At 30.3% G+C, this 14,285-nt stretch carries 12 protein-coding genes; 4 read left to right on the forward strand and 8 right to left on the reverse strand.

The features are described 5' to 3' along the window. The first annotated feature begins 31 nt into the window (after positions 1 to 31). Entirely contained in the window at positions 32 to 757 is a 726-nt protein-coding gene (locus tag H5203_RS21455) for a hypothetical protein (protein ID WP_182820271.1), read from the forward strand. Positions 758 to 809: 52 nt separating this feature from the next. Here H5203_RS21455 and H5203_RS21460 read toward each other — a convergent pair whose 3' ends face one another. Both H5203_RS21460 and H5203_RS21465 read right to left on the reverse strand, forming a co-directional pair. Next, entirely contained in the window at positions 810 to 4,769 is a 3,960-nt protein-coding gene (locus H5203_RS21460) for a hypothetical protein (protein WP_182820272.1), read from the reverse strand. Further along, positions 4,762 to 5,241, reverse strand: a complete 480-nt coding sequence (locus tag H5203_RS21465) for a hypothetical protein (protein ID WP_182820273.1) — start codon at positions 5,239 to 5,241, stop codon at positions 4,762 to 4,764. The genes H5203_RS21460 and H5203_RS21465 overlap by 8 nt, the downstream gene beginning before the upstream one ends. Before the next feature lie 1,347 nt (positions 5,242 to 6,588). Here H5203_RS21465 and H5203_RS21470 point away from each other — a divergent pair. Continuing rightward, positions 6,589 to 7,539 (forward strand): hypothetical protein, encoded by a 951-nt coding sequence (locus tag H5203_RS21470; RefSeq protein WP_182820274.1) that lies wholly within the window; start codon positions 6,589 to 6,591, stop codon positions 7,537 to 7,539. Between the two features lie 53 nt (positions 7,540 to 7,592). Next, positions 7,593 to 9,896 carry a hypothetical protein gene (locus H5203_RS21475; protein WP_182820275.1) on the forward strand — a complete coding sequence of 768 codons (2,304 nt, stop codon included), beginning with the start codon at positions 7,593 to 7,595 and terminating at the stop codon, positions 9,894 to 9,896. A 19-nt stretch (positions 9,897 to 9,915) separates the two neighbouring features. Here the strand turns inward: H5203_RS21475 and H5203_RS21480 are convergent, their stop codons facing one another. Both H5203_RS21480 and H5203_RS21485 read right to left on the reverse strand, forming a co-directional pair. After that, complete coding sequence (locus H5203_RS21480) at positions 9,916 to 10,356, reverse strand: hypothetical protein (RefSeq protein WP_182820276.1); 441 nt, start codon at positions 10,354 to 10,356, stop codon at positions 9,916 to 9,918. 2 nt (positions 10,357 to 10,358) lie between these two features. Beyond that, the gene (locus H5203_RS21485) at positions 10,359 to 11,225 is read right to left on the reverse strand and encodes a hypothetical protein (RefSeq protein WP_182820277.1); all 867 of its coding nucleotides are present in this window, start codon (positions 11,223 to 11,225) and stop codon (positions 10,359 to 10,361) included. A 179-nt stretch (positions 11,226 to 11,404) separates the two neighbouring features. Here H5203_RS21485 and H5203_RS21490 point away from each other — a divergent pair, with 179 nt between their 5' ends. After that, positions 11,405 to 12,223, forward strand: a complete 819-nt coding sequence (locus tag H5203_RS21490) for a hypothetical protein (RefSeq protein WP_182820278.1) — start codon at positions 11,405 to 11,407, stop codon at positions 12,221 to 12,223. Here H5203_RS21490 and csrA read toward each other — a convergent pair. The 4 genes from csrA to H5203_RS21510 all read right to left on the reverse strand — a co-directional run bounded on the left by csrA (position 12,216) and on the right by H5203_RS21510 (position 14,202). Continuing rightward, positions 12,216 to 12,392: a carbon storage regulator CsrA gene (gene csrA, locus H5203_RS21495; protein ID WP_182820279.1), complete on the reverse strand. Its 177-nt coding sequence runs from the start codon at positions 12,390 to 12,392 to the stop codon at positions 12,216 to 12,218. The genes H5203_RS21490 and csrA overlap by 8 nt on opposite strands. A 65-nt stretch (positions 12,393 to 12,457) precedes the next feature. Further along, on the reverse strand, positions 12,458 to 13,285 hold the full coding sequence (locus H5203_RS21500; protein ID WP_182820280.1) for a hypothetical protein: 828 nt from the start codon (positions 13,283 to 13,285) through the stop codon (positions 12,458 to 12,460). A 156-nt stretch (positions 13,286 to 13,441) separates the two neighbouring features. Further along, a complete protein-coding gene (locus tag H5203_RS21505) occupies positions 13,442 to 13,774 on the reverse strand; it encodes a hypothetical protein (RefSeq protein WP_182820281.1) in 333 nt (110 codons plus the stop codon). A 2-nt stretch (positions 13,775 to 13,776) separates the two neighbouring features. After that, entirely contained in the window at positions 13,777 to 14,202 is a 426-nt protein-coding gene (locus H5203_RS21510; RefSeq protein WP_182820282.1) for a hypothetical protein, read from the reverse strand. Between the last annotated feature and the right edge of the window lie 83 nt (positions 14,203 to 14,285).

Below are 14,285 nucleotides of genomic sequence, written 5' to 3' on the forward strand. Positions count from 1 at the left end.
CATCTTATAAAGACAAAGGGAGCAAAAAAATATGACTGATATAATAAGTGTTAAAGAAAAATTAAATAAAAATATTATTAATAAAACAAACAAACCTTCATATAATTATGAAAAAGCTAATGGAGAAAACTTAATAATATTAAAAATGATTGTAGATAAAGACGTTAAAGTTTTAATAAATGACAAAGACGTTGTTAGCCGCATGGGTATAAATAAAGGAAAGGTTCTTATTCAGGTAAATGACAATTTAGAGTTAGACGGTAATGTATATACACTGTCATTTACTTATAATCAGTTCGATTATAAAGCCACCGTTCATGCGAAAGTTAAAGACAACCGCCTTTCAATAGAAGCTATCAATAACTTACATAGACGATATAGAAGTGAGTTTATTCACTGCCCTAATCAACTGGTAGTGTTAAAACTTTCAGGTGAGATAGTACTTGGTAATGTGCTTGAAATGTCCTCAAATCACTTACTGGTGAATGTAAGATCAACACATAGTGATACAGTATTAAATGATATTGATAAAACTATCGTGGGTGTCTTAAACGCTGACAATGAAAGAAACAATGTGCGTTTTGTCGGTGATATGACGGTAATTGATGATGCTCTACACAACTCAATCGCTCTTAGAATTGATACAAGCTTCGATAACGAAGAAGACTTTAAAGACTTTGAAAAGTACCTGAGTGAGTTTATCGAAAGTGAAGAGTTGCGTATTAAAGAAGAGTATTTGGTTAACTCATTGCTTTAACCAAGTGCTTTTAGAATAAAAAGAAAGGAAGCGTTTTTGCTTCCTTTTTTGTTTAGATACTATCAGGGGTGTAAGTAAGTTTTGGCTTGTACCTTCTCTTATTCTTACGTTCTTCATACTCCATAATCATACTGTCTGTATCAGCCCTTAACTTAAAGTCTTCAAGCATTGATAAGGTTTCTTTTGCCGTGTACTGGTTAAGATCAATGCCGTAATCGTCAATAATTTCTTCAAGCATTTCGATATCGTCTTGGCTCAATATCTTATCTAAACCGCCCTTAGCATCAGCAAAAGACATTAAGCAATATTCATCAGCAAGTACCTTGTTAGGGTCATTAGCTTTATCAGTTTGTATAGTTAACTCACTGAACAAATCAGGATCTTTTACTGCGTAGTACAAGTTATCAGGTATAACTTTCTTGTCTCTTCTGTACCATTCCGAAATCATAGCTTTAAATAATTTTTGTGAAGAAGACATTTCATTACTGTCATTATTATCATTACGAAGAGCAAGCGACTTTAATGCTACTTCATTCAGTTTCTTCATTTCTGGATCAGTATTGTATAACTTATCAACCTTCTGCTTTATCTCATCAATCTCAAAATCATAATCAGTATTACCTATAAAGACTTCTATAAGTTTGATAGCAAAGTCCACTTGTGCGTTAGCAATAACAGGGTTATTTTCACGATTTTTTTCATTAGACTTGTTTAATAACTTAGCTTCTTCTTTTGCTTGTCTCACTTCTGCTGCTAATGCTGCTTGTGATTTTTTAAGTCTAACATTGGTCTTAGATAACTTAGCTACTGCTTCTTGTTTCTCTTTAAGATCAGTTTCGTGCTTCAATAGTTCTTGCTCTGTCGCATACATCTTAAACTCTTTCTCAATAGCTAATTGCTGAGTGTTTCTACCTGTTTTAAGTTTACTCTCGTTCTTATTGTTACGATTTTTCTTCTTGTCTAATACCTCTTCGTCAGTCATTTCAGGCTGGAAAACACGCCCTTGGAAAGTGAAAGAGTTGTCAATACCTTTACTGTTGTTATAAAAAACTCTCTGCTCATGTCTTCTATAATCAGTCTCGTCAAGGTTGGTAAATTCAAGGTTTGGGTACTTCTTTTTCATTTCAGGTGAAGAGAAAAATTCTTTTGTTACGGTATTGAAATTCATATTTTCAAAGTCCATACCAAACATAACCTTCTCACTATATGACATAGTACCGTAGTCATAAATGCGTGGCTTTTCATTGTAAATATGCATCACTTGCTCTTTGATTAACTCGTAAGCTTGTGAAAAATCTTTACTACCGTTTAGTCCTTCGCCATACTTTTTTATCAGTATTTCAAGCGCTGGTCTTACCGTTGAAAAGTTAAAGCCATTCATATCATTGTCTTCAACAAACTCGTCAATTGCGATCCAAACGTGGTTTAAAACGTCTTCAAGCTCAACCACTTCACCATTAGCTTCAACCTCTTTTTTCCTTTGGTCGAATAGCTGGAAGGTAATAGAAAGGTCTTGTTCGAAAGCTGCTTTGAACTGCTGGCGCTTAACATAGTTATCAACATTATATTCATTAACAAGGTCAACCTTTGTCCTGCCAAAGTCATAAAAGCCTGTCTCTCTGTTAAGGTTGCTGTTCTGTATATGTATATGGCTGTGGTGTTCGTCTACGTGTAATTGCATGTTAAGAATATCGTAATTAGGGTAAAGTTTTGCCATACGATACTTAGCTGCTTTAACCATATCTTCTGGCTCAATAAACTCAAAAGACGATCCTAAGAAGGTAGGAAAAGTCAAAACGGTATAAGTCATTGTCCTAAGATTTGAGATTGATTTAGGGTCAGTAGAAGGAAGATTTGAGCGTTCTTCGTTTAAACCTAACTCTTGTCTTTCGTTGTTAATAGTAAACTTTCTCACAACTTGTGAGATATAACCGTCTTGATTACTCTTATTGTTAGTGAGGTTAAAACTCTCTATAAGTAAACGAGTAGCTACATACTCTTTACTATTTAATTCCTTCGAAGAGAATAAAGGCTTGGTAGCTTTTTTACCTTCTGCTATACGCTTTTCAAGGTCTATTGCTCTCTTTAAGTCGCTTATATGTTTATCGGACTGTTGATACTTTGCTATGTCTTCATCAGTGATAGAAGCATAAAACTCTTTCAGGTTTTTATCTTTTCTTAACTTATCAAGGTTAATAAAACCGCCCTTGTCTTTATTAAACTTCCATTGTATTTGAGTTAAAAATTTATTATAGCGAACAAGTTTATTAAAGTTTTCTTCACTTGTTAGCTTTCTTATCTCTCTTTCAACTGCGTTGCTATTTGTTAGGTTATACTTATTCTTTAACTCAACAAGCTTCTGTTTAATTTCCGCTTTATTTTTGTTAGATACATTAGCTTTAAACCATAAAATTGCTTTAAGTTTCTTTTTATTAGAAGCATAAATATCTAAACTATCTTTAAAAATAGTCTTCATAGAACCTGACTTTGATAGTTCTTTGCCAAGTGTTTTTTCACGTATATTTAGTAATTGCTTATTTATCTCTTTGATACGTTCTTTATCTTTATTTGCTTTCTTTATGCCCTCTTTAAGATTTTTTTTCAGCTCATTTCTTAATGTTTTGTCTTCAAGCTTCTTTTCCATTGACTTAATATTGCCATTAACTTTTGCGGTAGAAGGTAACTTATTTAACTCTTCCATTAATGATTTGCTTGATTGATAAGCTGTCTCTAATAGGTTGCTCCACTGTTCGAAAGTAGGCATTTTTTCGATGATATTTTGCTTTATAGCAGAGTTAGCTTTCTTATTAAGTTGTGTTAACTCATTAACTCTTGGCTTGTTATCTTCCACTCTTTGTAAGTAAGTTTCGAATTGATTTTTGATGAAAGATTGCGCGGTTTCCATTGTTTTTATACGCATACCTTTTGTCATTTCACCGAAGAAGTAAGCTTTTGAGTTTTGTCTTATTGTGTATCTTGGGTCGTTAACATAAGCACTTATATCATTTGTTCTTTCAGCAATTTTCCCTAAGCCCTCTTCATTTTCAACGTTCTCATAAACGGTATAAAGAAAGTTTTCTCTTACTTCAAAACGTGGGTCATCTTCATATTGAGAAGGATTATTTGTCTCTTCTACAATATTTTTAAACTTAATATTTGCGTCTTCAACTAACTTATAAACTGTATACTTATAAGCAGGTACATAGTTGATAAGTAGGTTTTGATTTATCATAGAAGGGTCGTATTCAATCTCACTATTAGGTGCGACTTCTATACGAAAGTTATGTTCATCTATAGCGTAAACTTGTGCGCTACCCTTTGTACTTTTCTTTGCTTTTGCTTGTGCTTGTTTACGATAACCAGCGTGTTTAGCTTCGGCTTTTACCTTAGCTTCTCTTCTTGTAATGTTCTCGCCACGCTCTTTTGCGTTATCTAAAATCTCTTTTGTAGTCTTCGCAACTTTAACGGAATAGTTGTGGTCTACCTTATTGCTATTATCAAAAATCATACCCTCACTATGTGGACTTGCGAAACTTTCAGTCGCAACAAATGAAGCTATATTAGTCTTACCAGTGCTAATATTTTTCGCTTTAGCTTGGAATTTTTTAGGAATAATACCGTTTGGTCTTGACGTTCCGTTAGCTCTTAGAGAGATACCTTTTGACTTAGCACGTATAACAGTTGTGATTAAATTGTTGTGAGCTACCTTCATATTTTGCATCTTTTTGCTGTCGGTGCGCTCACGTTTTTTCTGTTCTTCGTTAGCTCTTTCTAACCTTTCTTGCTCTTGTTGTTCGAGTTTTTCAGCCCTTAATTTTTCACGTTGCTGTTGCTTTGCGTAAAAATCTAACTCACGATCTGCTCTATCTTTTAGCATTTTTGATAGCTTTTCATCAGCAGCAATCTTTTGATCGGAAGCCCTTTTCTTTGCGGCTTCTTCCTTTCTTGTTAGCTCTAACTCTTTCAATTTTGAGTCGGAAACTTGCTTATCGGTATGGTTGTTATTAGACATTTTCTATCTCCTTATAAACAATAAACTCCATTGTGTTGTGTGTTAATTTATTAAAAAGTTGAGTGAAAACTTCATCATTTCTTGATAACTTTTCATTCGTGATTAACATATTTTTGATTATATAAATCACAAAATATATTGAATTATTTATCGTAGTTTTTATAAATGTTGAAATATATTTAGACATATATTTATTAATTTGTTGGCAACAAATCATAAAATTTATAGTAAACAAATACAGTGAAAACATTAAAAATAATGTTATAGATAACTTAGGAAAATAAGTTTTTATGTTATAATTGTAAGTAGGAAGATCTATATTTTTTCCAGTATAAATATGGTCTTCATCAGCTTGTTTATGACTTACAGGAAAAGTTATCTTTTTGAAGTTTTCTTCAAATAGTGAAATGAATACAAATACAGATAGTATTCTATTAGCTATGAAAGCGTTAAAAGTGGCTAACTTTTCCATAATTAGAAGTCCCGTTAGGGCTTCTTCATATGTTAGAAATCTATTGGCAATACTTAATGAGCGTAGCGAGTTTAGTAGTGCGTTGCTTCTTTCAAGAAGCCAGTTGAAAAAAAGTGATAGACAAGCTTTAGCGCAGGTTATTACTTTTTTACTAAACTGGCATATTATAATTGTACTGACTAAATAAAAAAGATTACAAAATAAGGGAAAAATTAATAAAAATAAATTTAAAAATATATTTAAAGATTTATGGGAAAGAGTAATATTAAATAATTTTGAAGATTTGTGAACAGTCATTTTATGTTTTTATTTGTTATACCTTTAATATATCATCAATTTTTAAAGATGCAAATATAGGTAGTAATCTTTATATTATAATATGATGGCTTATGATTGTTCCTGAAAGAAGAAAAACAAGTTTTCTTCTCATATTAAACCGCTAAGATTATTTCTCTTTTTAAAAGCTATAAACTAATATCAGTATCAAGTTTTTGTTTTTATATCTCTTATCTGGCTTTTGTGTGTGATTTGTAGGTAGATAATTTATCAGGCAAGACTATTTACGGGTGTTTATTTTTCATTTTTATTTAAGTTATTATTGTTAATATCAGGTATTAAATGAAGGCTTTAAAATAGCTATAAACGACACTTTAAACGATATAGGTAATATAAGGCTTAAAAGTATAAGTTTTCTTGCTGTGGTCTTTCTGTGTTGATTTGTGGGCTATATTTATAGAATGATAAAATTTTTTGAGGTTAATTGTTTTAAGATTGACGATATTTTTATAACGCTTTTATTTTTGTAGTCCTTGTTTATTGCGTACCTCACAAATCATTAAAATTATTTTTCTATATTATGATAAATATTTTTTGATTAAGTTTATTTATTTCACCCCCCTCACTCTTATACTTTAATAAATTAAAAATATAAAATAGTAAATCATATTTTTATAAAACTATAACTTTCATAAATTATTAAAATTATTTTTCGATATTTTTATAACGCTTTTTTTATCACAGCCTTTCAAAATCAATACAACCATAAATCATTAAAATTATTTTTTGATATTTTCATATAGATTTTTGAAAACAATTTTTTTATAAATATATTTTTGGTTTTAGCTCTTCATTACCCTCTTTAATTTTTTATCAGCAATTAACTTGCCAAAAATTATTGAATGATAATTTTTAGATGATAAGTTATTTATGACAAGCAAAAATAACGTGATTATAGAAAATAGAGTTATTATGAATGAAGAATAGAAAATAATAAACAACATAATTGAGTGGTAACTTAGAGAAGTTATTAAGTGAGTTTGAAAATAAAATAAAAAGGAAGGATGTAAAATGAAGAAATCAAAAACACAATCATTCTTATACAGATATAAAAAAAGAACAGGTCAAATTATTAATGCCTTTTTTAAGAAAGAAACAAATAACGAAATAATAATAAATGATATCAGTAAAAGAAAAGTAGCAAACGAACAAGCTATTAAGATAACTGAAAAAAGTCGTAGTCAAAAATTATCGGCTTTAAATGATATCAGTGATACTGAAAGAATGTTAGCTAAATTTTATAGTCAAATGAAGACTGACAACTTTATTGAAGACTTACAACACGGTAAATCGTTTGTAGAAGAAAATAACTTTAAAGACTATTTATATATGTTTAATGAATACATCCACTTCTCTTTTGATAGTGATAGTATGAACGATGAAGTATTTACTAATTTGAATAAACAACTTAGTAAAATAAAAAGTCAATTCATAGATTTTAAAATGAAGTTCTATAAACAGTTTATTGATGATAATGAACTTGCTTTCATGAATACACATATTAGTTTCATAGAATGGAAAAGAAAAATACAAAGCTATTTAACTAAAAAAGATCTTGGTGCTTTTTGTAAGATATTTGATAAAGAAGATTTTATCATTGTTGAGAAGGTATCAGGAAACTATAACAAAGGAAGTAATGAAATCGTCCCTATAATGTATAACAACAGTGAAAAACAATTTTTATCTATCAGGCAAAAATTACAGGAGATAACAACAGGAGATTTAGATAGATCACATCGTACTAATGCTATGGAAAAATTAAACAGCCTTTTAGAAAATGAAAACAGATTAATAAAAAAAATAGTGCTATCGAAAAAAAACAATGATGAAGAAATGTATCAAAATTTTATTAATCAATATAAACAAGTTAAAGCAGAGCGATTAGGTTGTAGTCCTGATGAAGTTTATGTACCGAGGTCGTTTACAATTGATAAAATTAATTTTGGATCAAATTTCATGTAATATTGATAAAAATATTTTTAGTGTTAATCTCTCTACAATAGGGAGATTATTTTATGGGAAACATTAAATTTTTATTAATTACAGTATCTTTATTTTTCTGTCATTATTTATCAAGTAATAATGTTATGGAAAATAATAGAGAACAATACAGTTACAAACACATTACGGATGAAGAGTATACAGATCATATCAATAACTTTTCTTCATACCCTCTTGCTTATAGTCGTACTGGTGAGAAATCACTTATAGAAGCACAAGTCCATTGTAGCCAAGACGCGATAAGAAATAACTTAACTAATCAATCAAGAGCATTTGATAAATACAACTATGACTTTAATAATTGTATGAGCCAATTTATACCATTCACAAATTATCAGGACGATTGTGAAATCACAGGTACGTTAACGTGGGGAAATTGTAGCGGTAATTCTTCAATGAGTTTTGTACCCGAACAAAGTGCTACTGGCATGATTAACAACACGGAAAATGGTTATCAAGGTCAAGCTGTATTTCAGTGTAATAATGGTTTGCTAAAACCCATCTATCAAGTATGTAATGAAGTAATATCGAGTTGTGAAATTACAGAAGAGCAAATCATACAACAACAAATAGACAATATAAATCAAGCAGGAATTTTAAGAAGTGAAGAAGAAAAGACATGTCAATTCACTATCAGCCCTCAATCTATTAATTCAAGTGAAAGCATTGTAGTTGAGCCTGACGGTAATGGTTATGTCGGAAGTTTAGAAGCAAAATGTGAAAACGGCAATTTGAATATCGTTAATCAGTCTTGTGAGTTGGTATTAAACTCATGCCCTTCTCAAACATTGTCAGTTGTTAAAAACATGTCTTTAAGTGAGAGTGTAATGATTGATAGTAAATTATATCGTTATAACACGACTGATAAATTATACAGTCAAAATTATTTAGATAACTTGCTTATTAATGAATTAGACAATTTCAGTATTACTACAAAAGACATGGCATCAGGTGAAGTTAATGGTGTACCAGTCAATGAGAGTGTTAACTATCGTGGTGAAAACATAATACAAGCACAAGTTACCTTAAAGTGTGAAGACGGTAATTTATTTTTTGAAGATTTTAGTTATGAGAGAGAAAAGATCGAAGGTTGTGCATATGAAGATTTAAGACTACTCCCCTCTAACCCGATTGAAGAAGAACAAAAATGGTTTTATCGAAATCATAGATCAGGAAAAAAGACATTTGAAGAAAGGTGTGGAACGACTGATATAGAAGAAGGTTGTGTAAGCTACCCGTATGATCATGTTCCAATTTCTATAGGAATGGGTGAAATACCTGCTGATATCAGTGATACACAACCCGTAGATAACTATTTACCTTATGACGTTTACAATTATTCAGGCTTTTTTGGTATGACTGATATGCCAAGGGATCAAAGAATGCTTGATTCTTTTGATTTGCAAAAAGAACGTATAGGAAACAAAACATGTTATCACCCTCCTTTATCAACCTATACAGATATAAAAAGTCATTTCAATACAAACTCAGCTGTCAAAATAGAAAGTACAAGCCCTTTTTATTGGGGTTATCATCAATATAGATGTAAGAGAACATACAATAGAGATTTAAAAGAATATGAATACGAATGGGAAATACAACCTGAGAATAGCTATTGTTATTTTGGAGATAATTCGAATAATAGAGTATATGATTACAAAGGTACAGCTATGACGTTTGGCTATAATAGTAATTCTTGTTTATTCATGGGTAATGAAAACTGTGGTGATAAAAGACCTATATTAAGGGGTGAAAAACTTTACTGTCCTGAAGTGTTTATGAAAGAAGAAAAAACATTCATCTGTGAAGATAATTTATTTCAGCGTATACCCAATGACTGTGAAAAAGATATGAAAGATAGCCGTGATGTTTTAGCGTCTTATGTTAACGGACAACCTTCTAATCGTGATAGTTATTATCGCTATAAGATAAAAGGTGATATTGGTCAGACTGTAAATGTTTTGAAGGAAGTAGAAGTTAGTACAGATATGGTGTTTAACTGTGAAGAAGAATACCGTTGTGAAAAATCTTCAGGTATTAATACACCAGCTAATTTTAGATTAGTAAGTGATAGTTGTTTGATAGTAGAAGAAAGTTACAGTGCTACATGTAGAAAAAACGTTTCAGTATATGGAAATAATATTCCATTAGTTATGAGAAATGGTACAAGTGAAAAATTAAATATTATAGTTAAAGGTCAACAGTGTTTTGTTACACCTGCTTGTTTAAGGAATAGTACTACCAATGAGTATGAAATGATTTTTAGAGAAAACACAGAAGGAAGAGTTGATCGAGACTCATGTATTACTATTAAGTAGAAAAATATATTTACACTAACTAACATTTTTTGTAATCAATGATATTATGTGGATCTTTTTTAGCGTCTGCGTAGTATTTGAAAACGATATTTCTGTAAAACTCTATTTCTTTCTTATCTATATCAAGTATGTTAATTTTAAAGATATAAAGATTAAACCCTTTCTTGTTTAATCTTTCATGTTTTCTTGTATCACTGTATAAACGACAAGATGGTAAACCACCTTTGTCAAAATACACGTAATTAATTCTATGTAATGCTGTCCATCGTTTTTGATAAGCTTCTATAAAATCTTCAATATATTTTACTTTTTGCCAGTAGCAATAGTGTTTACAAAAATACTCCATTGATTTCTTATCAACACCTACAGTATTTTTTTTATATGCTTCATTGTATTGTTCTAAAAGTGAATATAACTTATTGCTTACTTTGTCATGTAAATCTTCTACTTTTACCATCATAATTAACTCCTTTTAACCTTGTTTTTATTACTCTGTTTTTTAATCTCATTTTCAATTTCAATTGCTTCATTTAATTTTATTGTATTTAATAACGCTTCAATCTGTCTTCGGTTTTTATTTTGTGATTTATTTTTTATTTCTTTCTTTGCGATTTCAAAAAGATCAATAATAGCTTCTCTGTCAAACTCATGTATAAACAGCGGGTTAAATTTATTTAAAACACCATACAGAGTATTATTGTAAACTTTTTCATGAAGATTGCCTTCTTGTATAATTGCTTCAACAAGTTCGTTTTGTTTATAGATACCGTTTTCAGTTAAGAATGTGAATGCTTTGTCTAAGTTATCTTTATTATATAACCACTCCCCTAACTCAATACATAAATTAGTTTTTGTTGTATTGTTACTCAATGAAATAATTTTATCTTTAATAGTAATGCTTTTAGTGTCAAACATTACTCTTTCCCAAAATTTATTCACTAAATAGCTTGATACACCTCGCGTGGCTTTTAAGTCATAAAGCCCTTGATAATAATTTTTGCTTCTTGTCTTTAACAAGTTTATGAAAGAGTGTGTCATGAGTGTCTTACCGATGATTTGTCTATTTTTTTCAGGGTAAGCGTTATCAATATTAAACTTTAATATATCTATTGATTTATGGCTTGTACCAATTTCGATGATTATATGTGGAGTAATTAATAGATCAGGGTTAGTTCTTATATCACTATCAACAAGAAGGTAGCTAACAAGTAAAGGGTATTTCTTACCATTAATTTTAATGAAGTGCTCGAATGACGCTTCTTTCTTTTTATTTACCACATTACTTGTTTTGTTGATAAGTTTCATTAACTCATTTTTATTCTCGCTCATAATTTAAGATCCATTTGTTATATAATAATATAATCTAAAAAATCAAAATAACAATAGTTATACATTCATCAAAATCTTTAGAATTCCAGGACTTTATGTAGATTAAGGAATAATCAATATGCTTTATTGTTGATTAAAAAAAAAGAAGTGATAACTTAAAATACAAAGGGAGATTAAAAATGTTTAGATTATTAACGATTATGGTTTTATCAAGTTTCAGTATATACGCTGAAAACATAAATGAAGACGTTTTAAAGTATGATAGCAATAAGATAGGAAGTTTGAAAAAAGATCTGTCAGTAGGGCAGAATTTTGAAGAAGAATATAAAACAGGTATATTTTCGGAACATAAATATAAAAACGTTCCCTTAAATGAGCTTTTAACAAAAAAAATATTTGAAGGCGATGTATTTGAATGTGATACAGGAGAAAAAAATCTCAATACTTTTTCTGGAACAACTCACGGTGGCGAACAAAAAAGAGTAATACATGACGTATGGGGCTATGTGGGTGATAACGATACTGTTGTGTTAGGTGATATGTCAAAAGCTATGATTTATGATAGTACAAGCTTGTACGGTGGCAATCAGGACTTATCAGGTGTTAATGCTGGTATTGAAGCAATAAGTAAGAGAATGATTGAAGTATATAGGAAGAACACAACAAATGGACGATTTTGTAAAACTGCCGATTTGAGAGAAGTTGGTGAGTATATTGGTGTAAGTAAAGGTTTTTGTAGTGCTGGTTTAGAGAGTGTTGAGTTTTTGGGTGTTGCTGATGAATTGGGTAATCAACCAGAGTGTAAGTTTATATTAGATAAAAATATTAAAGTTGGTGAGTTAAGATTTATAAGGCAACTTCATAACTCAATCTATGTTTCAGGTTTTGTAGAGTGTAGTATTGAAAATGAAGTGCCTGTTTTGAAAGTTAGAGATCTTGAAAGTTTAAGTAATTCGTCAATAGAAGACTATGATGATACTTTCTGTATTTCTATCTAATATTTTTTTCTCTTTGTATTCGTGCGTATATCTCTTCTCTATGTACATCAACGTTGCGTGGTGCTTTAATACCGATTTTTACCTGACAACCATTTACGCCTAAAATTGTGGCTTTAATTTCATCACCAATTTGTAGGCTCTCGCCTGTTCTTCTTGTTAGTATCAACATACTACATATTCCTTCAAATTAAGTTGATAAATAATGCGTAGAAACTATAGCAGCAAGATGGTGTTTTAGCCATATTTACGCTTATTTGCTTTCGATAGCTTCAACAGTTCCAGTCTTTCAGCAATACCGTCTATTTTTTGTGTCTCTTCTGGTTTTGGTGGTTTAGGTTCTGTAACACTTTCAAAATCATAGTTAACAGTATCAACTAATTCATCTTCAACCTTTACAATCAAGTTTTGGAATACTTGTGAGAAGTAAGGGTTCTCTTTGTTGAAGAAAAAGTCGATAACTTCATTCTTAAATTTATCATAAGTATTTGGTCTTATGCCATTTGATAGCAAAGCTTTGTCATCGATATTCAACTGAAAAAAGAAATCGTCTATTTTCTGTTTAGAGATAACGGCTCTCAAAAAGTAAATGGCTGGTGTTGGGTAATCGTCAAAACTACTTAATGATTTAACCATATGTCTACCGTCATATTTATAATTAACGTAATTATGACTTTCATTTACTGTGTTGTTGATAAACTCCACTATTTGACTATCAGTGATGCCAAGGCGTATATGATATGGCAATTCAGGTGTTTCACTGTCTACGTATTCAAGTACTTTTGTTGTTTCATAGATTTTGAGATAAGCAGGTTTTAACTGTTCTGGATCTTTTGTATCAATGTTTAAGAATGGTGTTCTGTCAACATCCATAATAAACAATTGCTTTTGTGGTGTGTCTGTATCTTTTAGTGTAGAGATAATGACTGTTGATTGGTCGTTATCATGTTCTACTGATAGATGTATTGGTGTGTTGTTTAATAAAAGCTCTTTGTTTTGTATAGCGCCTTTAATGATTGATCTAGTTATTCCATTGGTAAGTTGTCGTGCGTTTAGTTCTTTCATGTTGAATAGTGTTTGTTCTATTCATACTTAACCATGAAATATGATAATCACGCATATTTTTTGAAAAATCTTGATAGATATTATAAAAGTTTAAAAAATACGACATAAATAAAGTTATGTCGGAAAAATAAAAAGTCTCAATGAAGAGACTTTCGATTAAATGTTTAGTGTTACTTTATAGTAAAACACTTTCTTAATTGGTAAAGGTACATGTTTTTGAATACTTTTTTTACGTATCTCAATATTCTTTTCTCTGTTCGCATTAAACTTTCTAAGATTGATAAAGCCTTTTTTGTGTAAGTTTTTTAGCGTAGTAGAGTAATTATAACTACTGATATGATTAGCAAGTTTGTTGATATCAAGCTTAAAACTATCACTGTTAAGATCTTCACTTTCATTGATTAAGAAAGATAAGACGTTGTATTCTGCGCCTGTTAGCGTATCAAGCGCTTTGAATACATTGTTGATTGTCGCTGTTTGAAGGTTCATGATTATATCTCCTTCTTCGCTGCTTCAACTTCTGCTTTCAATTTAGCTTCCATTTCTGCTGCCTTTGCTTTCATTTCTGCTAATTGAGCTTCTAATTTAGCCTGTGCTTCTGCTTGTTTAGCTTTTTCTTTTTCCATAGCTCTCGCTTTTTTAGCTAACTTATCTTCAACATTCTTTCTGCCCTTTCTATAAGCATCCACTTCTTCCCTTCCAAGCTTATCAAGTGATTTGATTTGTTCTTTAACTTCTTTAAGACAATTGGTATCTGTGCTCTCAATTTCGTAAGTTTTAAGAATATCAGTAAATTTAATAACGGCTTTCTGTAAATCTTCGATACCTTTATTAAATGCTTTGTTAGCCTTCTCGTCTTTTGTAAAGTTGATTAAGTTAACTGAATTTTGTTGTTGTGTGTTGTTGATGTTTTCCATAATATCTTTCTCCTTGTTATTATTTTTGGTTAATTACATCTTATAATATTTCATATATTTGTAAATAGTTATAAAGACTTTTA

The sequence above is a fragment of the Pseudoalteromonas sp. SG41-1 genome, assembly GCF_014164575.1.
GTDB lineage: Bacteria > Pseudomonadota > Gammaproteobacteria > Enterobacterales > Alteromonadaceae > Pseudoalteromonas > Pseudoalteromonas rhizosphaerae.